Source organism: Allobosea thiooxidans, from assembly GCF_900168195.1.
Classification (GTDB): domain Bacteria; phylum Pseudomonadota; class Alphaproteobacteria; order Rhizobiales; family Beijerinckiaceae; genus Allobosea; species Allobosea thiooxidans.
The window spans coordinates 1-18,978 of sequence record NZ_FUYX01000012.1; the positions used below are offsets into that span (position 1 = coordinate 1).

Sequence of the window (18,978 nt, forward strand, 5' to 3'; positions counted from 1 at the left end):
CGATCCGTTCGGACATCTACGGTTCGTACTCGGCTCTCCAGACGAACGACGCCATCCTGATCAACGGCGTTGCTCGCGACTTCGACCCGAAGGAGCTTCTGGTCGCTGCCAACCTCGTCTGGTCGCCGGTCTCCGGTCTCGACCTCGGCGTCGAGGTGCTCTACTCGCGCACCGAGTACGGTGTTCGCGTTCCGGACGCCAAGGCCTTCGCCGTCAACGGTCGTACGATCAAGTCGGACGACGCCTGGACCGGCCGCCTGCGCATCCAGCGCGACTTCTGATCGGTTTCCGATCTTTGGTCAGGAAGCCCCGGGGAAACCCGGGGCTTTTTTTTGGGATGCCACCAGGGCTAGGGATATATTATGACCCCAAGGCAAGCTCGTGCAGCGCGCGCCATGCTTGGTCTCGATATGAAGACAGTATGTGCGCTGGCCAATATCGGTAAGCGCACCCTCACGGAGTTTGAGGCAGGAAGCCGCGCCATTAACAGTGCGACGGAGAGTAAAATAAAAGCTTTCTACATTTCTAGGGGGCTGGCGTTTACAGCTCCGGAAGATGGAGAAAGCGTGAGGTTTGGGCGGCCACCCGAGTGTGCGGATGAATCGACATATGTCGTAAGAAGTAAGTCTGAGTATGTCGATTTATTTGGCGCGCTTGATGTTGCTGAAAAACTGACTTCGCTTAATGAGGCTCTCAAATCATTGAGTCAGAGGGAAACGATTTCGCAGTTAATCATATTGAATATACTAAAGCGATCTGGTCTTAATCAGAAAGAACTTGCCTCGCAAATTGACTGTACGGCCTCTTTCATTAACGCGATCGCCGTTGGGAAGAAATCAGTCCCCATTTCTTATTCCGAAAAAATTCAGATTTTCTTTAACCAGGATCAGGTAAGCATCCGCAAGGCGTTGCGGCAAGAAAAAATAATAGAAAAATTCTTAGCCCAATCGATTCGAATTCACGAAGATCTTCTGAATGCGTGGCGATCATTATACGACTGAAAGCTGCAGTTCTGAAAGCGAGCGTGGCGACACCGATGGCTCGGCGTCACCCACGAGGATGATCGCGTGTTCACACTGCCCAGCAGAAGTCCGATCTGCCGATGGGAGGATTTGGCGCCAGCCTAGCAGGGCACTCCTCTGTGAACTCTACGACTTGACGCGAGCTGAAGCGGCGGTAGCCAAGCGTCTGCTTGAAGGCCTCTCCATCATTAAGATCGTGGCGGGGCGCGGGGTAACGGCCTGCAGTGGAAGGACGCGCCGAAGGATTCAACGATCAGATCGCAAAGGCGTTCCGTGAGCGGTGAAGCGAGCGCCGGGGCTTCAAAGCCGTGAAATCGTACTCGGGCTGACATTGTAGCTCCGAGCGATTTTTCGCACTGGCTCTCCTCCGGCTTTCCTGGCGAGCGCTTCCTGACGTTGGTGATGCGTCATCCCAAATGGTCGCCCGAGCTTGACACCCCGCTCCTTTGCCCGGCTGATGCCTTCGCTTGTTCGCGCCAGAATCAAGGATCGCTCGAACTCGGCGAACCCGGCCATGATCGTTGTCACCAGGCGACCCTGAGGGGTCGTGGTATCGGCCCATGATTCCGTCAGAGAGCGGAAGCCAGCGCCGGCCTTTGAGGTTCGATCCAGAATTTCGAGAAGGTCACGGGTTGAGCGTGCTAGGCGATCTAGCCTCGTCACCATCAGCACATCGCCGTCACCGAGCACGGCGAGCGCCCGCTTGAGTTCGTGACGATCAGCTTTGGCGCCGCTGACTTTCTCCTGAAAGATCCGGTCGGCCCCTGCTGCCTTCAAGGCCTCGATCTGGGAATCGAGAGTCTGGTTGTCGGTTGAGACGCGTGCATAGCCGAAAATCATGCAGGCATTATGCAACGGGTTTATGCAACAAAAAAGCGCTCAGTTTTCAAAGGCGCGGTGAGCGTTGCGAAATTGTTAAATTGTGCAACCGTCGCGATTCCGTCGATGGCCCATTCCTGACGTCCAGGATGTCCGTTATCAGGTAGTAGGGCTAGCGCCCGCGACCAACGATAATAGGTGGTCCATCTCATCCGGCGACCGGCAGCGATTCTGACCTCGCGGAACTCGGCTCGCCGCCGATCTCGGCTCTATCCTGGGACCGGGCTGAAATGGGCCGGCACGCCGCTGAGATGCTGCTGGATCGGATCCGCGATCCACAGCCTCGCGGGCCACGCTGCGTCCGCCTGCCAGTCTCGCTCGTTGTCCGAAGCCAACAGCGGAACGGCATCGCGCTGATTTAGAGCCTGTAGTTGCCGCCTCCGACTGCAATTAAGGTTCGGATGGCCAGCTTACGCTTTATGGCGGCAGCCCAATTTCTGCTCCTGGCGGATCTCGCTGGAGGAGCGGAAGAGGCATCTGGCGGTTTGCCGCCCTGGCCAACGAAGAGCCCAGGACCGCCGACATTCTGAGAGCGATGGCTGACGACTACGAGCCAAGGCGATTGAGCTCGAACAGGCGAAGCAGCACTACGGTCGCCCTCACGGGACACGGACCGGGGCGGCAAGTCCGGCCGACGCGCCTCATCGTGGGCGAACGATCGCGTTGTCAGATCCGATTGCTAAATTGGTGTCAATGCTGCGCCCTTGCCCGGCAAATAGGCGGAACGTCCGATGACTGACAACGAAGACGAGATTGCGCTTTACGACTCCATCGAACGAGCGATTGCCAATGTTCGTGCAGCTCTCGACGCAATCGATCAAGCCTGGATTCGTGTTACCGCCGAACGACCCAATCCGACGCCAGCCGCATTGGCTGCGCTCGACATCGCCGACGAGATGCTGACCGTGGCCCAAGAAGATCTGGCGCGCGCAAGAATAGCGCTAGCAGTCTATATGCCCCGTACGCAGTCGCAAAAGCAGATGCGGCGGAACTTGTGTCCTCCTCCCGCTTCGCGATCTTGTTCCCCTTGTTGCTACCCCAGGGGATCAGGTCTCTGATTGGCATCGTCAACCTCCTTGTGGTGCATGACTTAAGCGGTCTTGAGCTCGATCTTGCGAGCCTTGGCCGGCGCCGCCTTGGGCAAGACCAGGCGCAGGACGCCGTCCTTCTGCGAAGCCTCGATGCCATCCCGGTCGATGTCCTCGGACAGCGTGAAAACGCGCTCATAGTCTCCCGCGCCATACTCGGCGTAGATCTGGCGATAGTTTTCGCGCTGCTGATCGGCGGCGTAACCGCGGATCGCCAACGTTCGCTTCTCGAGCGTGATATCAACTCCGTCTGAATCAACGCCGGGCATATCGACGAGAAGAACCACCTGGTCCGGTGTCTCGTAGATGTCGGCGCGCGGCACGAATACCTGGCGCGAGCGGGTCCGTTCACTGCCGTCAAGCTTGCTCGGGACCTGCCGGTCGGCTGTCTGCAGTTCTTGAGCCATGTTTGCCTCCTCTCATCCCTTGATCTGGATTTTCCTGGGCCGGTCCGCCTCCGGTCGATGCATCTCGACTTCGAGCAGCCCATTGGCGAAACGCGCCTCCACCTGTTCCGGGTCGACGCGGAACGGCAGCTGGATTGTCCGGGAGAATCGTCCGCTGGGGCGCTCGCGGCGATGCCAGACGGACCTCTCGTCCTGCGACTTGCGTTCGCCCTTCAATGTCAGCGTATTCTCACGCACGGTCAGATCGACATCGTCGGGAGCGATCCCAGGCAGTTCGGCAGTCACCGCGACGCTGTTTTCGCCAAGCCAAAGATTGACTGGCGGAAACTCCTGAGCGGCGTCGGTCCTGAGCCCAGCCAGACGCTGATTCATTTCCTGTTGCATGCGCCGCATTTCCAGAAACGGGTCGAACCCGAAGCGGCCAAAGTCCGATAACAGCATTTGATCCTCCATCGCTTCATGACCTGGCATGACGCCGCGCGCGCACGCGCGCTCCGGAGGCGTATCGATCACAGGCAAGCGAGATGAAGCGATCCGGTCCAAGTCCGAGTCGGTCGATCGCATGAGCTCGCGAACGCGAGCGGGAAGGGTTCGAACAAACACCGGACCACATCCTCCTTACGAAGCGACATGAGCCGAACTTGGTCCACTTTTGAGTCAGACCGTCGTTCCCGCGCCAGGATCCGATAGCGGCATCCGGCGACAACGAATTAGGAAAGGCAAAAATGCGTTTCAAGGGGTGACCGATCGCTCGAAGCCGGCTGCGCCAGCGTTACGCGCTTGCAGCCTCAGGCGGGCAATCTCACATCTCTCGCCGTTGAGAATGCGGAGCTAAAAATGCGCTTCTCATCACTGGATCCGATTGATCTTGCTCGGGCGCAGGCTGCCTTGGAGACCGCGTGGCGAGCCGTCAGGCCAAGCGTTCCAGTCGCTTCCCATACGGAAAGAGAAAAACAGGTCGTGGCCGACTTGGCGGGCATTGCCGAGGATGAAGATGACTTGGCGCTTCGCGCCCTCCACCGTTACCGGCATCCATCGCACAGGCGCTCGGACGGGCCGGCGCGAACGAGAGTAAGCTAGCATCGCGATCGGCCTTTAAACCGGCTCACGAGACCTCTTGAACAAGGTCGACAGATTCCCAGATTTTTCGTCGCGAAGCTCTTCGCGTTGAAAGGAGTCATTGGGAGAGCGTGCGATGCCAAAACCGAATGTTCCAGTTCCTTTTGCCTCAACCGCTTGCGGCGAGGCAACGATCGATCGGCTGCTGCGGCCGAGCTGTTTTTATCGAAGGCCGCGCAATGTCCTCGAGGATCGCTCTTTAACCCCGGGAGAGAAACGAGCGATCCTGTCCTCCTGGGCCTCCGATGCCTGCGCGGTCACCTCATGCCCGCAGCTGAGGCATCCTGATTTTGCCGCAGAGCCGGTCTCATTCGACGAGGTCATGGACGCGCTTATCGCACTCGATCGTGGTGACAGCCCAGACCGTGAGGTCGTGAGCCTGTCGCGCGGCTCCGAGTCTCTGCCGGCCTGATCGGGAGGACATGGCGATGACAATGTTCCACTGCTTGGCCGGGGAGCATCACGGATGAAGCTCGATGAGTTTAGGCGGCCCATCATCGTGCTGACCGCCTTCGGGCGACCCACGGTGATCTCGTCTGCGATGGAAGCTTACGTTTTCTTGGCAGATTGGCCCGCGGGACGGCGTGGCCCAGCCCACAGCTTTGCCATGAAGGCCTGTCGTGCGGCCGTGCGCGGCGACATCGAGGCGGAGACGGCACGCGGCATTTTCGCCGCCTTTGCCGAGAAGCACGATATCCTGGCTCCGGATATTGCACTCATGTCCCGCGGGCGCCGAGCAGGCCCGCGGGATTTCGCCTGAGTTCGAACAGGAAGCAGCCCGCCAGGCTGCTTCCAATTCATTGCAGGTGGAACTCGCCGTTGATCGGGCTGAGATCGGCTGGTCCGATCAGATCCTTGTGCGTCACGGTGATGCAAAAGAGCTTTCCGTCGAGCTTGGCTTCCCAGAACTTGAGGAACTTGTTGAGCTCGGGGAAGCGCGGGGCGAGATCGTAATCCTGCCAGATGTATTCCTGGAGGATCGAAGGGTGGTCGGGCAGGCGGTAGAGAATGCCGGCGGTGGTCAATCCATAGCCGGCGATCTGGCGGGCAAAGTCCGTCGAAGCCATTCCTTTCAGCTCCCTGGTTTCACTGCGCCGATGGCAGCGCTTTTTCAACACCTTGGCAAGCCGAAAGGTTGCGTTTGTGCTGCCTTTTCAGACTGTTAGCACTCTATCAAAAAAAGTGCTGCTGCCCTCTTGAAGGCAAAAATGGGGCAACCCAAATCATCGCGCGGGCACGGCGCCTCAGGGCGCGCGGAACCTCGCCGCGAGACCCGTACAGGGCCGGCCCGCTTGACATGTGACCGACATGGAAACCGGAGGAACTCATGAAGTTTCGGCCACTGCATGACCGCGTCGTCGTGAAGCGCATCGACGCCGAGGAGAAGACCAAGGGCGGGATCATCATTCCCGACACCGCCAAGGAAAAGCCGCAGGAGGGCGAGGTCGTCGCCGTGGGCGCCGGCGCGCGCGACGAGACCGGCAAGCTCGTGCCGCCCGACGTCAAGGTCGGCGACCGCGTGCTCTTCGGCAAATGGAGCGGCACCGAGGTCAAGATCGATGGCCAGGATCTCCTGATCATGAAGGAATCCGACATCATGGGCGTCGTCGAGACGACCGTGACCCTCAAGCAGGCCGCCTGACGGGGCCTCATCCACATCATCAACCTGAAACCTCAAGTCTGAAGGAGTGAGGAATCATGGCTGCGAAGGACGTGAAGTTTTCGCAGGACGCGCGCGAGCGGATGCTGCGCGGTGTCGACACGCTTGCCAACGCCGTGAAGGTTACGCTGGGCCCGAAGGGGCGCAACGTCGTGATCGAGAAGTCGTTCGGTGCGCCCCGCATTACCAAGGACGGCGTCACCGTCGCCAAGGAGATCGAGCTTTCCGACAAGTTCGAGAACATGGGTGCCCAGATGGTCCGCGAGGTAGCTTCGAAGCAGAACGATGCGGCCGGCGACGGCACGACGACCGCGACCGTGCTCGCCCAGGCGATCGTCCGCGAGGGTGCCAAGGCGGTCGCTGCCGGTATCAATCCGATGGACCTCAAGCGCGGCATCGACCTCGCCGTAGAGGCGGTGACGAAGTCGCTCGGCGAGCACTCGAAGACCATCACCGGTTCGGAGGAGGTCGCGCAGGTCGGCACCATCTCCGCCAATGGCGACCGCACGATCGGCGAGATGATCGCCGAGGCGATGAAGAAGGTCGGCAACGAGGGCGTCATCACCGTCGAGGAAGCCAAGACCGCCGAGACCGAGCTCGACGTCGTCGAAGGCATGCAGTTCGATCGCGGCTATCTCTCGCCCTATTTCGTGACCAACACCGAGAAGATGGTCGCCGAGCTGGAAGACCCCTACATCCTGATCCACGAGAAGAAGCTCTCGGGCCTCCAGACGATGCTGCCGCTGCTGGAAGCGGTCGTTCAGACCGGAAAGCCCCTGCTGATCGTGGCGGAAGATGTCGAGGGCGAGGCTCTCGCCACGCTCGTCGTCAACAAGCTCCGTGGCGGCCTCAAGATCGCCGCCGTCAAGGCTCCGGGCTTCGGCGACCGCCGCAAGGCCATGCTCGAGGATATCGCCATCCTGACCGGCGGCACCGCCGTGAGCGAGGATCTCGGCATCAAGCTGGAGAACGTAACGCTCGACATGCTCGGCCGCGCCAGGAAGGTCCGGATCGAGAAGGAGAACACGACAATCGTCGATGGCGCCGGCAAGAAGGCCGAGATCGACGCCCGCGTCGCCCAGATCAAGGCGCAGATCGAGGATACGACTTCGGACTACGACCGTGAGAAGCTCCAGGAGCGTCTGGCCAAGCTCGCCGGTGGCGTCGCGGTCATCCGTGTCGGCGGCGCGACCGAGGTCGAGGTCAAGGAGAAGAAGGATCGCGTCGACGATGCCCTGAACGCCACCCGCGCTGCGGTCGAGGAAGGCATCCTGCCGGGCGGCGGCGTCGCCCTGCTGCGCGCGGTCAAGGCGCTCGAAGGGCTGGTGCCCGGCAATGACGACCAGAAGACCGGCGTCGAGATCGTCCGCAAGGCGATCACCGCGCCCGCCCGCCAGATCGTCGAGAATGCCGGCGGCGACGGCGCGGTCGTGGTCGGCAAGCTGCTGGAATCCCAGGATTACTCCTGGGGCTACGACGCCCAAACTGGCGAGTATGGCGATCTGGTCAAGGCCGGCATCATCGACCCGACCAAGGTCGTCCGCACGGCGATCCAGGACGCGGCATCGGTCGCGGGTCTGCTGATCACCACCGAGGCGATGATCGCCGAGGCGCCGAAGAAGGACCCGGCGCATTCCATGCCCGCCGGCGGCGCGGACTATTGAGCATCGAGGGCGCCGCGGCTACCGCGGCGCCCTCTCCCAATGCCAATCTCCCAAGACGCCGAGGGATAGCCATGCCCTTTTCATCATTGACCGATCCGATCGACCTGGCCCGTGCCGAAGCTGCTCTTGAGAAGGCTTGGGCGGAGCTCAGGCCGTCGCTTCCGGCGGGCTCTGACGAACGGGAGCTAAACAACCTCGCCTATATCGTGGCTTCGTTGGTTCCTCTGGCGCTTGACGAGGATGATCTCGCACAGCGTGCGATCGATCGGTTTCGCGAGAAAGTCTAAGCGAGAGCCTCGGGAAGGTCCCTGCATTCTCCCAATCACATCAGATACCCGACATGACCGACGGCTCACAGGAACTTAAGGACATCTCCCCTTCCGACCGCTTCAAGGCCCTTATCACCAACGCCGAGAGCGCAACATATGGCCTCAAGGATAATCTTCTGGCCGTCATGACGCGGGATGGATCGGCAACGTGGCAGACCGTTGCAGCTCACATTGAGGCGCAATTAGCCGGCGCAGGCGAGTTCGCGACCGCGCGGTTGAATGCCATACTTGCTCTCATCAGGACACAATCCAACCGACAAACGCGTGGGAGCGGGTGAACAGCAAGTCGCCCTCAATTTTCAGTGCAGACACTCTGTCTTGCCACGGTCTGCGCGATATCACTCTCTTCCAGGGTCTCCCCGCTGCCTCGTCTTTTTGAGAAATTCGAATGACAACGACCGCCACAGCCGAGCATCGCAGCTTCGAAGCCGACGTCTCCCGCCTTCTGCACATGATGGTGCATTCGGTCTATTCCGACCGAGACGTTTTCCTGCGCGAACTGATCTCGAACGCAGCCGACGCGTGCGAGAAGCTGCGCTACGAGGCGATCGGCAAACCCGAGCTTCTGGGAGACGACCCGAAGCTTGCAATCACTATCTCGGCCGACCCGGAGGCTGGCAAGCTGACCATTGCCGACACCGGCATCGGCATGAGCCATGACGAGATGATCGAGGCCCTCGGTACGATCGCCCGCTCCGGCACGCGCAGCTTCATGGAGCGGGTAGCAACCGCCGATGGCAAGAACAGCGCGCAGCTCATCGGCCAGTTCGGCGTCGGCTTCTATTCCGCCTTCATGGTCGCCGAGAAGGTCGAGGTGGTCAGCCGTCGCGCCGGTAGCCCGGAAGCCTGGACCTGGTCGTCGGACGGGAAGGGCGAGTTCACGGTGGCGCCTGTGGCGCTGGACGAAGCGCCGGCACGCGGCACGCGCGTGACGCTGCACCTGATGGAGGAGGCCAAGTCCTATGCCGAGCGCTGGACGCTGGAGCGCGTCGTCAAGGAACAGTCCGGCCATGTGCCTGTCCCGATTTCGCTGATCACGGAACCTGGCGCCGATGCGGTCGCCCTCTCCGACGGGGCCGCGCTGTGGACCAGGCCGAAGAGCGAGATCACCAAGGACGAATACGCCGATTTCTATCGTGGCGTTGCAGGACAATATGATGAGCCCGCCGCCACGATCCATTTTCGCGCGGAAGGCCTGCACGAATATACCGCGCTGGCCTTCGTCCCGGGCGCTCGCCCGTTCGATCTCTTCGACGCCGATCGCAAGGGGCGGATCAAGCTCTACGTGAAGCGCGTCTTCATCACGGACGAGGCCGAACTCCTTCCGCGCTACCTGCGCTTCGTCCGCGGCATCGTCGACACCGCCGACCTGCCGCTCAACGTCTCCCGCGAGATGATCCAGGACAGCCCACTGCTCGCTGCGATCAAGAAGGGCGTCACCAACCGCGTCCTCGCGGATCTTGCGAAGCTGGCCGAACAGGATCCGGACACGTTCCGAATGATCTGGGACAATTTCGGCGTCGTCATCAAGGAAGGGCTTTACGAGGATTTCACGCGCCGGGAACAACTGCTCGGCCTCGCTCGCTTTCGGACGACAGCCTCAGGCGAAGGGTGGCGCAGCCTCAAGGACTATGTTGGCGCGCTCAAGGACAATCAGACCGCGATCTACTACATCGCCGGCGACGATCCCTCCCGGATCGCCAACTCCCCGCAGCTCGAAGGCTTCCGAGCGCGAGGCATCGAGGTCCTGCTCCTCTCCGATCCGATTGACAGCTTCTGGGCCTCGGCCGCGCCGGATTTCGAAGGCAAGCCGTTCAAGTCGGTCACGCAAGGTTCGGCTGATCTCGGTCTTATCCCGCTGCTTGAAGGCGCAGTGCCTCCGTCGGCTGAAACGAGTGAGAAGATCACCGCTCTGCTTGCCTCGATGAAGGAGATTCTGGCCGACGAGGTTGCCGATGTCCGATCCTCCGATCGGCTAACCGAAAGCGCGGTCTGCCTTGTTGCATCAGACAAAGGGCCGGATCGCCAGTTCGAACGCTTGCTCAGCGCAGCAGGTCGAGTCGACAGCGCAGCCAAGCTGATCCTGGAGATTAACCCCCGACACGCGATGATCTCGGCCCTCGCGTCTGCCGAAGATCATGCACTGCGTAGCGACGTCGTCCACCTGCTCCTGGATACCGCCCGCGTTTTGGACGGCGAGCGCCCGGCCAATGCAATCCCATTTGCCGAAAGGCTCAACCGGCTGGTGATGCGAAGCTTCGGCGATGACTGAGCGACTGAGCAGGGAATTCTCTGCCGTCGCGCTGACTATGAAGCCTGGAACGTCCACTTCGAAGCCGCTTCTGAGTATCCGATTGTGGCGCTGACCGGCTTTGGGTTTCAACCAGCATGGCAACGGGCGGCAATCAGCGCTGGTCGGCGTATTCTACCAGTCAGGATAGTGAACTTCGGCTCATCGCCATCGAACAGAGCTGTTGATGCCCGAATTCCTTCTGCGAGCCATCGCCAATGAGCATCTGGATCGCCGGGATCGATCTCGCATTTCGTCACGGCGAGATCGGGCCTCGAACAGGATAGCTCTTCGGCTGCAATCCTAAAGCCTTCGACCTGATCCGGCTCGACCATTACCACGGCCCGGATTAGGCCACTGTCTCGATCTGGGCGTTTGGCGAGATATCCGATCCCGAATTGATGCTGCCCAGAGCCATAGGCCTTCCGTTCCAGAGCCTCGTTGGCTTTGACGAATGCCTCGAACAGTTCCTCCGTGTCGCAGCCGGAAGCCTGGAACTCCATCACATGGAGATGGTCCAGAAGCTGCCGATCATCTGACTGGCCCCATTCGAGCCATCGCTTGCGGTAGAAGGCGATAAGAGCCGCGGAAATCGTTCGAATCTGCTCGGTTACCGGCTGATAGCCCATGATGCGCACCTTGTTAGGAATGCATCTTATCAGGAATATAATCCTAGTAACAGCGCCGAATGCTCCCTTTCGGAATAGCATTCGGCGTGTTTAGAGCCCTACTGCCTAGCCGCTAAAGGCGTGATGAGTGTCAGGGCTTCTCAGCTCCGCATATAGTCGGCTGAGATCTCTGAAATGCAGAGCGCTTCCCTCTACCATCGGCCCAGAAGCCGTGAAACATGGCCGATGCCCGCCGCCAAACATCGCCGATAACGCAACCCCATAGGTCAACCGCTTCCATATCGACCAACGATCCGACTGAGGTTGGTGCCGCCTCACCGAAAGTCCTTGCGCCGCGTAATGACCATCTGAGAAGGCAAAATCCCAACTGCCGATAGCCTCAGGAACGACGATAGCCAGCCCATGCATGCAGCGAGTGCCTTCATCATCTCTCGAAAGGTAGCCGAGGCAGAAATGGATATGCTCTCCGGAACTCCTGCTATGGCGTTTCGCCCAAGAACCGATGCCGTTGGTGTGCTGTTGAAAGCCGCTGAGGATGGCCGGGACAGAACCTTCAGCACGCACGTACTCGATCTCATAGACAAATTGATTCAACGACAGGGGATCGTACTCGTCGAACTCCTGCCCGAGACCGCGACTCCAGGCTAAAGCGTAGATGTTGAGGAACTGAAGAGCAGTGTTGCCAAGTATTGCCGAATTCATAATCTTTTGCATAGAATTGACCTTTCAAATTATAGAATAGAAATGCAGTTTCATTACGCCGTTTTGAGCTTGAAAATTGGCTTCCTGGTCCCCGGTTCGCGGCCGACTTGAACCACTTGGGATTCGAATTTCTTGGCGTAAGGACCAAGATAAATCGAGAGATCGTCTCGACCCTCGTAATACCCACCCTCGTGCATGATGCCTTTGAGCGAATAGTGGATCGAATTACGGATCGAACGGCCGGTTTCGCTCAGCTTCTTATAATAGAAGCTGTCCCCGAAACGGGATTGAAACATGGCCAACCACACCATAGTCGACGGCCGAAGCTCCGGATGGATCGCGACGACGCTATGGATATGAATCCCTTCTGCTGGAACCCATCCACCACGTGAGGAGCCGGTATAATCAACAGCAGCCATGCCAGCGGGCTGACGTTGATAGACGTATTCCAATGACTTCGTTTTTCCCATCAGCCTCTTAAGCAGGTGATGATAGAAATCCTCGAAGCCTTTCAGCATCGGTTGCTGCGGCCTCGCTGGATTACGAATTCGATAGGTGATAAAAATTGAATTCTCTTCAATGGGGTGATCATTCTCGCTGATCATCCACTGGTTATAATAGATATCCTTCATTCGTCGATGATATGAATCAGTCATATAGGCTTGGTTCACTTTCTGAATCCCGCCGCTATTGAAATTATAGTTCGTCATTGTAAAATTACTCCATAAAATTGACATGGGTATCCATCCGCTTCGCCGCGAAGTCGGCGATGCGTTATTTTCCCGATAAACGAGCAATACAAATTACTCAGATTTTAGGGGGTGGCTGGCGACCGTTTTAAATATTTATAAAAACGTGTCTTTTAGCCGGGTGGCGCTCAAGCGCCGATTACTTGACTATTATAGCCAAGGCGGGGCCGAAAGTCCAGAAAAATCAGCGCGTTGCGTTAATTTTACCGCTCTCGGAAGCCCAATTGAGCCGTCAGGCGGCTTGCCCGTACTGGGAAGTCGACTGAAATGCGCGTCCTTTGATGAACGCTTCCAGATCGGAACGGCGATATGCAATCCGCCGACTAGATACCTTAATATAGGTAGGTCCTGTACCTCGCAGGCGCATCGCCTCTAAGGTTTTCAGGCTAATACAAAGTGCCTTTGCCGCGTCATTTGGCGAAAGCAGAAATACATCCATAAAGCTATTCCTTTCAATCTTGGGAAAAGTGCCTTCGCGGCTCGCGTCGACGGCTTTCTTATCTCACATAACGCTCAAAAAGGCAAGAATCGGTCATTTTTCGAGAGTGCGCCTAGTTTGTTCTCTATATGTCCCTTTTAATCAAACTAAAGTAGCCAATTCCGCAGTTTCATCAGCGACCTAATTTTTGACCTCGAATCGCGTCAAAAGTGACTTTCTTTGCTGCGCGCAATTATCGCGCGCAAATTTGCGCATAATAGGCGGATCGTTGCATCTGAAGCGGCTCGTGCGGACGCCTCGTGAAGCGCGTGAGCAGGCCATTTTGGTTGGCTGGGCCAATGGCCGTTGAGTTCGCTTGAGCGCAGTGCGGCCGGGCGCCACGATGAAGTTCGCAATGTGAAGCTGGAAGGTAGCGGTGGATACGGTCATTCGAGCGCGGATCGATTCCGCGACCAAGGATCAGGCGACAGAGGCTCTGGCTGCGATGGGGCTATCGGCTTCTGACGCGATCCGGCTGCTCATGATCAGAATTGCCGCTGATCGAGAGTTGCCCTTTCCGGTGAAAGCGCCGGATGCCTCAAAGCTGCAGACCTAGGACCGCCTACCGCCCAAAGCTCCCGGTGATCTGAATGCCCACCTTGACCGCTGTTCGGTCGGTGCCGTCCCTCGATGGCAGATCGACAGCAAACCAGGGTCCGACGGTCGCTTGCACGACGGGTCTTTGGTTCCGGTCGAGCACGACGCCGGTGTGAAGCAACCAAGGTGCCTTGTCGCCAGCCAGATCGATGGTCAGATGACGAAGCAGGCCGTTTAGATCCCAGTGCGTATGGCCGTCGTGGTCGACCACAAAGCCGTTCCTGTCGACATGGACGTCGCAGAGCGCCTTGTTGAAGGCGATATGGAGGCTCGTTCCGGTTCCCTCTTCGCGGAAACTCGACCCGATAGCGGCGCCGGCTGCTGCCTGACGCCACCAAGCATCGCGGTGATCTATTCCTGGGTTGTCTGGGATGACCGGCTTGGCGCCGGGAACGACCGCTCGGATGGCTTCATTCAAGCTTTTCGGTGGGAAGGCGCGCTTGTCGAGGAGTTTCGCAAACTCCTCACGCATGCCGTTGCGGAACTGAAACAGGATTCCTGGCGAGGCCGGAGGCTCGAACACCTGCACGACATGGCCGATGTATGGATAGAGGCTTTGATTGAAGACGCGCTGGAAATGGGCCGCGGCGAATTGCGCTTCCCAGCGCAAGCGGAGCTCGGGCTGCATGGGCCCGGTCGGGCACCTTGGAATCTTCGTTGGAGCCATATCCCTTCTCCTGAAGAGACTTGGATCGCCAATTTACGCCTCTGTCGTCTCGGCGTCACCGCGAATCTAGGTGGGAAATGGCGGAGCGGAGCCCTTCATTTAAACGATGATCCGGCGCTCTGGCCGACAAGAGCCCCGGAGCGACGATGGCCTGGCCGGGAAATCTCATTAACAAGACCTGACTCGCGGCTCTGAAATCGGGCTGGTCGCCTTCGGAGCCTCTTAGGCCGCCTATGTCACTCTCCCACCTTGGCGTCGCTCATTCCGATAGCTCCCGCGATACCTCGGCTTCGAGGGCGCCGATGAGCAGTCGGAACTCTGCGGTCATCGCTGCTGCTTCGGAGCCGGGAACCTCAGCCCAGTACTTTGCTGCCACGCATGCCAATTCGTAGGGCTCACAGAGCTCGGCCATTGTTGGCGTCAATGCCACGCGCAGAATTGCAAATCGGCGCTCCGGGTAGCGGAGTAGCAGAAGCGCCAAGCCCGCTTTCCGTTCGTTTGTCATGTGGACCCGAAGAACACGGTCGCGTTCGCAGCATGGTTGCTACGGGAGTCGGCAGCAATTGCCCTTAAGGCCAGTCGCCGAAAAGTCGCGGTACTAGCGGATCAATTTGCATCCAATTGCATCGCCAGGAGGTTATCCGCTGCATTGCGAACATGATCCCGGCTGTATAGGCTTCATGATCAGCTTCGGGGTGGCGCGATGCAGGGTTCGGGCTTCCAGAGTGAAGATCCCAAAGATTGCGGGCCCGCCGCTGTTCGCGCGCAATTGCACACCATCTTGTCGAGCCCAGATTTCATCGTACCGGCGCGTCTGCGAGCGTTTTTGACCTTCGTCGTCGAAGAATGTCTCGCGGGAAGAGGCGATCGGATCAAAGCCTATTCAATCGCAACGCATGTCTTCGGCCGGGATGACGACTTTGACGTCCTGAACGACCCCGTGGTCAGGATCGAGGCGGGTCGCCTTCGGCGCGCCCTGGAGCGCTACTATCTGCTGTCTGGGCGGCACGATCCCATCATCATCGACATACCCAAGGGCTCCTATGCGCCTAGAATCGAGAGGCGAGAGGATGGTCCGATTGCTGCTTCGGCACCTGAATTGAAGGGGCCCCCCGATCTGCAGCCGCCTCCGGAGATGCAGAAAGCGCAAATCTGGAAGCGCGGCCTCGGCGCGGCGGTTCTTGCGATCGGGATCATGCTTATATCCGCGGTCGTGATTGCCCGCATGATGGATGACGGCACACAAGAGGTGTCCGACCCTGAGGTGACGCTCGCCGTCGCGCCGCTTTCAAACCTCTCTGGGCCCGAAGGCGTGTCCCTTGCCGCCGGCATTTCCGACGAGCTTCTCAGTCAACTCGCCCGATTCAAGGAAATCAGGGTTATTGCTCGCACTCCGATTGCTGCCGGCCGAGAGCCGGACAAGAAGACATTTGAGGCCAGTTATCTTCTCGAGGGATCCATACGAGTCGCTGGCGTGCGCTTGCGCGTCGCCGCCAGGCTTCTCGAAAGCCGGACAGCAAAGGTCGCGTGGAGTCAGGTTTACGAACGAGACTTGCGTGAAACTCGGGCGTTCGAGGTCGAAAGCGATATCGCCGAGAAAGTCGCGGCCGCGGTGGCGCAGCCTTACGGGGCGATCTTCACCCCTCTTTCCAGCGCAGCGGCAATACGGCTGCCAGAGAACGCCGACACATATCTCTGTGTTCTGCGGTTCTACCAATACAGGAAGGTGCTGAACCGGGAGGAGCACGCCACGACCCGCGAATGCCTGGTAAAGACCATCACCTCCAGCCCGGGATATTCGACTGGCTGGGCGATGCTCGCTTATCTCTACCTCGACGAGGACCGTTTCGATCTCAACCGGCGGCCGAACGGCGCGTCTGGGGCGGTTCGAGCCCGTGAGGCGGCCGAACGAGCGGTCACGCTCGATCCGGCCAATGTGCGCGCTTTGCAAGCTTTGATGACGGTCTTGTTCTTCAGCCGTCAGCCTGAGGAGGCGCTTAAGATCGGCGAGCAAGCCCTTGCCCTGAACCCGAACGACACCGAATTGCTGGCTGAGTTTGGAAGCCGCATCGCTCAGACCGGTGATTGGCAGCGAGGCGCGCGGATGATGGAAGACGCCTTGGCGCGGAATCCGGCGCAGGCCGGCTACTACACTGGCCTCGTCGCGCAAGCCTACTACATGATGGGGGACGACAAGCGCGCGGTAGAGTGGATCAGAAGGGCCGACCTACAAAGGTTTTCGATCTATCATTTCGTCGCTGCTCTGATCTTTGCACGAGCAGGGTTATCGGAAGAGGCGCGGGTCAGTGTTTCGCAGTTCCTGAAGATGCGTCCGCGCTTTTTCGACGACTTCCGGGGAGAACTGGCCATGCGCAATTTCAATGCGAGAGACCGGGCAGTCCTGATCGAGGGAGCCAGAAGCGCTGGCTTTCCAGTAAATCTTGTCAGCAATTAAGGACTGGACAAGCTTGTCCCTGGCTCCCGCCGGCGGAATATCTCATTGGGAGATCGAGAAGGGCCGAAAGCGGCAGTTGGATGCGGCTAGTTCCGCTTCTCCAAAGCGCCCCTACAAAAAGGCTGATTGGACATCAGCACGTTCTATGGCCTGGTGGCGACGGCTGATAGCCAATAAATGGACGCCCGCTCGGCTCACAAAAATTCCAGGACACGGGAAATGGACGGTATCGGTTCACCAACCGCGGTCATTGCAGGGGGCGGAAGCGGTATCGGTGCCGCGCCCCGGAGCCGTTAGGACCGAATCGTTCGAGGAAAGTTCACGACGCGAAACTGCAAAGATCGGGGTCGATGCCGATACCTTCGTGCAGGAGCGTTTCGTGGACAAGGCCGCACTGAGGCGCATGGTGACGCCAGACGAAATAGCTGAAGCTGTGGCTTTCTTCACTTCACCGCGTGCTAGCGGCATCACAGGCACGCATTTGAAGATCGATTGTGGACGCGTCGCTTAATGAAAAGCGGTCCGTCGGCTATGGGTCGAAAGCGATCATCGCTAAAGGATCATTGCGGTTCGGCGGAAACGCATTTCTTCCCCGCCATGGCTGCCGCTAGAAGCGCGCCAACCTTGTCATTTTCCTGAGCGATGTAGCTATCCTCGAGATGGGCATATCGGCGAGTGGTCTCACTGCTGCGGTGCCCAAGCAGCTTGCCTATGACATTGATAGAGATGCCGTTGCGGATCGCCATAGAGGCAAAGCTATGCCGCAGGTCATGAATCCGCACATCTGACAGCCCGGCGGCATTACGGATCCTCTGCCAGGGCCGCTGAAGGTCGACGAGATGCTGTCCGCGGCGCCGTCCGGCGATTACAAACGGGTTGCCGTCGATCCTGGGCAAGTTTTGCAGCAGTTCAATAGCAGGCTCGGTCAGCTCGATGTTTTTGGGTCCGGTCTTTGAATCGATGAGCCGCAACCGGCGCCGGTCAAACTGCACATGGTCCCACCGCAGTGTGAGAATCTCGCTGAGGCGTGCGCCCGTGTGGATCAGCAGTCTGATGGCGGCAACGGCGTAGATGGATTCAGCTTCGTCACGCTCAAACTGGTTGAGAACCGCTCCGAGTTTCTGAAATTCCTCCTCGCTGAGAAAACGCTCCTTGGGCGTTTCGCCATAGCGGGCAATTCCCTTCACGGGGTTGCTGGCTTTCGGACGCAGGCCCCATAGCTCGGCCAGATTGAAGATTTTTGAGAGTAAGGTAAGGCAACGATTTGAAACACCGGGGCCCCCTTTGACGACAAGCCCGCCGCCCTGCTCCTTTTGTTTCTCCTTCGCGTCTTTTGGTGCCGTCTTCCCATTCCGGACGGCATTCTTAAACGTCTCGATATCCGCCGGCTTTAGCTCGTCGACGAACTTTTGGCCGAGTAGCGGCAGAACGTGATTGTCGATGTTCATGCGATCCAGGCGAACGCTCGACGCCTTCTTTTTGGGGATCGCGTACTGTTCAAGGTAGCGAGCGCATAGCTCCTTCATGCGAACGCGCTCGCGGAACTTGGCTTCGGTCGGGTCCTTGCCCTGCACGGTCTCGCCAAGGAGCCTCTTTGCCTCTGCGCGCGCCGAGTCCGGTGTCCATGGTGAGCCATGAAGCCCAATCGTCAACCAGCGCGTACGACCCTGGACGGCGGTCTTGAGAGTGTAGGATTTGCCCTTGGCCTGACAGCGGATGCCGAACCCTTTGACCTCCGCATCCCAGACGACCTGGCCCGGGCCGAGGCTATCGACAACGGTTTTGGTGATGCGGATCGAGCTTCGTTTTGCCAAGGGGACTCTCCAGAAGCTACGTAGCAGCTACGTTTCTAGCGAGAAAACGCAAGGGCTCATAGGTGCCGATGAAAAGTTTTCATTCAAACTCAGGTGTTTCGTGGGGCTTCTAGGGCTTCTGCCAGTTCAACATCATGTTTCCCAAGCTGAATGTCGTCGGTTCGATCCCGATCGCCCGCTCCAAAAATCTCCTGGAACGTCAGCCCGTTACGATGGTCTACCGCTGATCTGGCGTTCCCCATGTTCCCCGTCGCGTTCCCAGGATTTGTTCAGGCCTCGTTCTCGGCCGCGCGGTGCGCGACTCTGGCCTCGCGTCGGCTCTTTCCGACTGCGCTGCGTGAATATCGGACAGTCGTCGAGGCCTGCGTGTGCCCATGCGCTGTCGAAGGGGCTGGCAGTCAGCGAATTCAGGCTCGCTACACGTTGGTT

Annotated in this window: 23 protein-coding genes and 1 pseudogene; 14 read left to right on the forward strand and 10 right to left on the reverse strand. The window is 58.9% G+C overall.

Translation table 11 applies throughout. From position 1 onward, the window contains the following. Together B5Y19_RS26175 and B5Y19_RS25795 are read left to right on the forward strand one after the other, a co-directional pair. Positions 1-281, forward strand: a pseudogene (locus B5Y19_RS26175) (hypothetical protein); the annotation flags it as partial. Between the two features lie 81 nt (positions 282-362). Continuing rightward, a complete protein-coding gene (locus B5Y19_RS25795) occupies positions 363-1,001 on the forward strand; it encodes a hypothetical protein (RefSeq protein ID WP_139384463.1) in 639 nt (212 codons plus the stop codon). A gap of 321 nt (positions 1,002-1,322) precedes the next feature. On the opposite strand, the gene B5Y19_RS19130 is transcribed toward B5Y19_RS25795, so the two are convergent. Then, a complete protein-coding gene (locus B5Y19_RS19130) occupies positions 1,323-1,862 on the reverse strand; it encodes a recombinase family protein (protein WP_079591936.1) in 540 nt (179 codons plus the stop codon). A gap of 239 nt (positions 1,863-2,101) precedes the next feature. Here B5Y19_RS19130 and B5Y19_RS19135 point away from each other — a divergent pair, with 239 nt between their 5' ends. Further along, entirely contained in the window at positions 2,102-2,263 is a 162-nt protein-coding gene (locus tag B5Y19_RS19135; protein ID WP_244555652.1) for a substrate-binding domain-containing protein, read from the forward strand. 369 nt (positions 2,264-2,632) lie between these two features. After that, positions 2,633-2,959, forward strand: coding sequence for a hypothetical protein (locus B5Y19_RS25800; RefSeq protein WP_139384464.1), 327 nt, complete (start codon positions 2,633-2,635; stop codon positions 2,957-2,959). A gap of 32 nt (positions 2,960-2,991) precedes the next feature. Here B5Y19_RS25800 and B5Y19_RS19140 read toward each other — a convergent pair whose 3' ends face one another. Together B5Y19_RS19140 and B5Y19_RS19145 are read right to left on the reverse strand one after the other, a co-directional pair. Continuing rightward, the gene (locus B5Y19_RS19140; RefSeq protein WP_079591938.1) at positions 2,992-3,396 is read right to left on the reverse strand and encodes an Hsp20/alpha crystallin family protein; all 405 of its coding nucleotides are present in this window, start codon (positions 3,394-3,396) and stop codon (positions 2,992-2,994) included. Positions 3,397-3,408: 12 nt separating this feature from the next. Then, positions 3,409-3,909, reverse strand: a complete 501-nt coding sequence (locus B5Y19_RS19145; protein WP_244555653.1) for an Hsp20/alpha crystallin family protein — start codon at positions 3,907-3,909, stop codon at positions 3,409-3,411. A gap of 682 nt (positions 3,910-4,591) precedes the next feature. On the opposite strand from B5Y19_RS19145, the gene B5Y19_RS25805 reads away from it, so the two are divergent. Next, on the forward strand, positions 4,592-4,927 hold the full coding sequence (locus tag B5Y19_RS25805) for a hypothetical protein (protein ID WP_139384465.1): 336 nt from the start codon (positions 4,592-4,594) through the stop codon (positions 4,925-4,927). Between the two features lie 54 nt (positions 4,928-4,981). After that, complete coding sequence (locus B5Y19_RS19150) at positions 4,982-5,275, forward strand: DUF982 domain-containing protein (RefSeq protein ID WP_079591939.1); 294 nt, start codon at positions 4,982-4,984, stop codon at positions 5,273-5,275. A gap of 37 nt (positions 5,276-5,312) precedes the next feature. Here B5Y19_RS19150 and B5Y19_RS19155 read toward each other — a convergent pair whose 3' ends face one another. Then, entirely contained in the window at positions 5,313-5,582 is a 270-nt protein-coding gene (locus B5Y19_RS19155; RefSeq protein WP_079591940.1) for an usg protein, read from the reverse strand. Between the two features lie 260 nt (positions 5,583-5,842). Between B5Y19_RS19155 and groES the strand changes: the two genes are divergently transcribed. From groES to htpG, 5 genes are all read left to right on the forward strand, one after another. Next, complete coding sequence (gene groES / locus B5Y19_RS19160; RefSeq protein WP_079591941.1) at positions 5,843-6,157, forward strand: co-chaperone GroES; 315 nt, start codon at positions 5,843-5,845, stop codon at positions 6,155-6,157. Between the two features lie 56 nt (positions 6,158-6,213). Next, the gene (gene groL, locus B5Y19_RS19165; RefSeq protein WP_079591942.1) at positions 6,214-7,839 is read left to right on the forward strand and encodes a chaperonin GroEL; all 1,626 of its coding nucleotides are present in this window, start codon (positions 6,214-6,216) and stop codon (positions 7,837-7,839) included. A gap of 71 nt (positions 7,840-7,910) precedes the next feature. Then, on the forward strand, positions 7,911-8,126 hold the full coding sequence (locus B5Y19_RS19170; RefSeq protein WP_079591943.1) for a hypothetical protein: 216 nt from the start codon (positions 7,911-7,913) through the stop codon (positions 8,124-8,126). Positions 8,127-8,179: 53 nt separating this feature from the next. Further along, positions 8,180-8,446 carry a hypothetical protein gene (locus B5Y19_RS19175; RefSeq protein ID WP_079591944.1) on the forward strand — a complete coding sequence of 89 codons (267 nt, stop codon included), beginning with the start codon at positions 8,180-8,182 and terminating at the stop codon, positions 8,444-8,446. A gap of 110 nt (positions 8,447-8,556) precedes the next feature. Then, positions 8,557-10,440, forward strand: a complete 1,884-nt coding sequence (gene htpG / locus B5Y19_RS19180) for a molecular chaperone HtpG (protein WP_079591945.1) — start codon at positions 8,557-8,559, stop codon at positions 10,438-10,440. A gap of 107 nt (positions 10,441-10,547) precedes the next feature. Here htpG and B5Y19_RS25810 read toward each other — a convergent pair whose 3' ends face one another. The 4 genes from B5Y19_RS25810 to B5Y19_RS25825 form a co-directional block, all read right to left on the reverse strand. Beyond that, complete coding sequence (locus tag B5Y19_RS25810) at positions 10,548-11,087, reverse strand: hypothetical protein (protein WP_139384466.1); 540 nt, start codon at positions 11,085-11,087, stop codon at positions 10,548-10,550. Between the two features lie 105 nt (positions 11,088-11,192). Next, the gene (locus B5Y19_RS25815) at positions 11,193-11,801 is read right to left on the reverse strand and encodes a hypothetical protein (protein WP_139384467.1); all 609 of its coding nucleotides are present in this window, start codon (positions 11,799-11,801) and stop codon (positions 11,193-11,195) included. A gap of 41 nt (positions 11,802-11,842) precedes the next feature. After that, positions 11,843-12,499, reverse strand: coding sequence for a hypothetical protein (locus B5Y19_RS25820; RefSeq protein WP_139384468.1), 657 nt, complete (start codon positions 12,497-12,499; stop codon positions 11,843-11,845). Between the two features lie 271 nt (positions 12,500-12,770). Next, positions 12,771-12,977: a helix-turn-helix transcriptional regulator gene (locus tag B5Y19_RS25825; RefSeq protein WP_139384469.1), complete on the reverse strand. Its 207-nt coding sequence runs from the start codon at positions 12,975-12,977 to the stop codon at positions 12,771-12,773. A 415-nt stretch (positions 12,978-13,392) separates the two neighbouring features. Between B5Y19_RS25825 and B5Y19_RS19195 the strand changes: the two genes are divergently transcribed. Continuing rightward, positions 13,393-13,572, forward strand: coding sequence for a type II toxin-antitoxin system RelB/DinJ family antitoxin (locus B5Y19_RS19195; protein ID WP_079591948.1), 180 nt, complete (start codon positions 13,393-13,395; stop codon positions 13,570-13,572). Positions 13,573-13,578: 6 nt separating this feature from the next. On the opposite strand, the gene B5Y19_RS19200 is transcribed toward B5Y19_RS19195, so the two are convergent. Then, positions 13,579-14,241, reverse strand: a complete 663-nt coding sequence (locus tag B5Y19_RS19200) for a hypothetical protein (RefSeq protein ID WP_079591949.1) — start codon at positions 14,239-14,241, stop codon at positions 13,579-13,581. Positions 14,242-14,983: 742 nt separating this feature from the next. Here B5Y19_RS19200 and B5Y19_RS19210 point away from each other — a divergent pair. Both B5Y19_RS19210 and B5Y19_RS26755 read left to right on the forward strand, forming a co-directional pair. Further along, positions 14,984-16,735, forward strand: a complete 1,752-nt coding sequence (locus B5Y19_RS19210) for a hypothetical protein (RefSeq protein ID WP_079591951.1) — start codon at positions 14,984-14,986, stop codon at positions 16,733-16,735. Positions 16,736-16,880: 145 nt separating this feature from the next. Beyond that, positions 16,881-17,246 carry an SDR family oxidoreductase gene (locus tag B5Y19_RS26755; RefSeq protein WP_079591952.1) on the forward strand — a complete coding sequence of 122 codons (366 nt, stop codon included), beginning with the start codon at positions 16,881-16,883 and terminating at the stop codon, positions 17,244-17,246. A 49-nt stretch (positions 17,247-17,295) separates the two neighbouring features. Here B5Y19_RS26755 and B5Y19_RS19220 read toward each other — a convergent pair whose 3' ends face one another. Then, entirely contained in the window at positions 17,296-18,549 is a 1,254-nt protein-coding gene (locus tag B5Y19_RS19220; protein ID WP_079591953.1) for a site-specific integrase, read from the reverse strand. Between the last annotated feature and the right edge of the window lie 429 nt (positions 18,550-18,978).

Bases quoted from the DNA above. Each gene is read 5' to 3' on its own strand.
- B5Y19_RS19150 (WP_079591939.1), top strand. From the start codon at position 4,982: ATGAAGCTCGATGAGTTTAGGCGGCCCATCATCGTGCTGACCGCCTTC.
- B5Y19_RS25820 (WP_139384468.1), bottom strand. From the start codon at position 12,499: ATGACGAACTATAATTTCAATAGCGGCGGGATTCAGAAAGTGAACCAA.
- groL (WP_079591942.1), top strand. From the start codon at position 6,214: ATGGCTGCGAAGGACGTGAAGTTTTCGCAGGACGCGCGCGAGCGGATG.
- groES (WP_079591941.1), top strand. From the start codon at position 5,843: ATGAAGTTTCGGCCACTGCATGACCGCGTCGTCGTGAAGCGCATCGAC.
- B5Y19_RS25810 (WP_139384466.1), bottom strand. From the start codon at position 11,087: ATGGGCTATCAGCCGGTAACCGAGCAGATTCGAACGATTTCCGCGGCT.
- B5Y19_RS19130 (WP_079591936.1), bottom strand. From the start codon at position 1,862: ATGATTTTCGGCTATGCACGCGTCTCAACCGACAACCAGACTCTCGAT.
- B5Y19_RS19170 (WP_079591943.1), top strand. From the start codon at position 7,911: ATGCCCTTTTCATCATTGACCGATCCGATCGACCTGGCCCGTGCCGAA.
- B5Y19_RS26755 (WP_079591952.1), top strand. From the start codon at position 16,881: ATGGCCTGGTGGCGACGGCTGATAGCCAATAAATGGACGCCCGCTCGG.
- B5Y19_RS19210 (WP_079591951.1), top strand. From the start codon at position 14,984: ATGCAGGGTTCGGGCTTCCAGAGTGAAGATCCCAAAGATTGCGGGCCC.
- B5Y19_RS25815 (WP_139384467.1), bottom strand. From the start codon at position 11,801: ATGCAAAAGATTATGAATTCGGCAATACTTGGCAACACTGCTCTTCAG.
- B5Y19_RS25800 (WP_139384464.1), top strand. From the start codon at position 2,633: ATGACTGACAACGAAGACGAGATTGCGCTTTACGACTCCATCGAACGA.
- B5Y19_RS19155 (WP_079591940.1), bottom strand. From the start codon at position 5,582: ATGGCTTCGACGGACTTTGCCCGCCAGATCGCCGGCTATGGATTGACC.
- B5Y19_RS25805 (WP_139384465.1), top strand. From the start codon at position 4,592: ATGCCAAAACCGAATGTTCCAGTTCCTTTTGCCTCAACCGCTTGCGGC.
- B5Y19_RS25795 (WP_139384463.1), top strand. From the start codon at position 363: ATGACCCCAAGGCAAGCTCGTGCAGCGCGCGCCATGCTTGGTCTCGAT.
- B5Y19_RS19140 (WP_079591938.1), bottom strand. From the start codon at position 3,396: ATGGCTCAAGAACTGCAGACAGCCGACCGGCAGGTCCCGAGCAAGCTT.
- htpG (WP_079591945.1), top strand. From the start codon at position 8,557: ATGACAACGACCGCCACAGCCGAGCATCGCAGCTTCGAAGCCGACGTC.
- B5Y19_RS19200 (WP_079591949.1), bottom strand. From the start codon at position 14,241: ATGCAGCCCGAGCTCCGCTTGCGCTGGGAAGCGCAATTCGCCGCGGCC.
- B5Y19_RS19175 (WP_079591944.1), top strand. From the start codon at position 8,180: ATGACCGACGGCTCACAGGAACTTAAGGACATCTCCCCTTCCGACCGC.
- B5Y19_RS25825 (WP_139384469.1), bottom strand. From the start codon at position 12,977: ATGGATGTATTTCTGCTTTCGCCAAATGACGCGGCAAAGGCACTTTGT.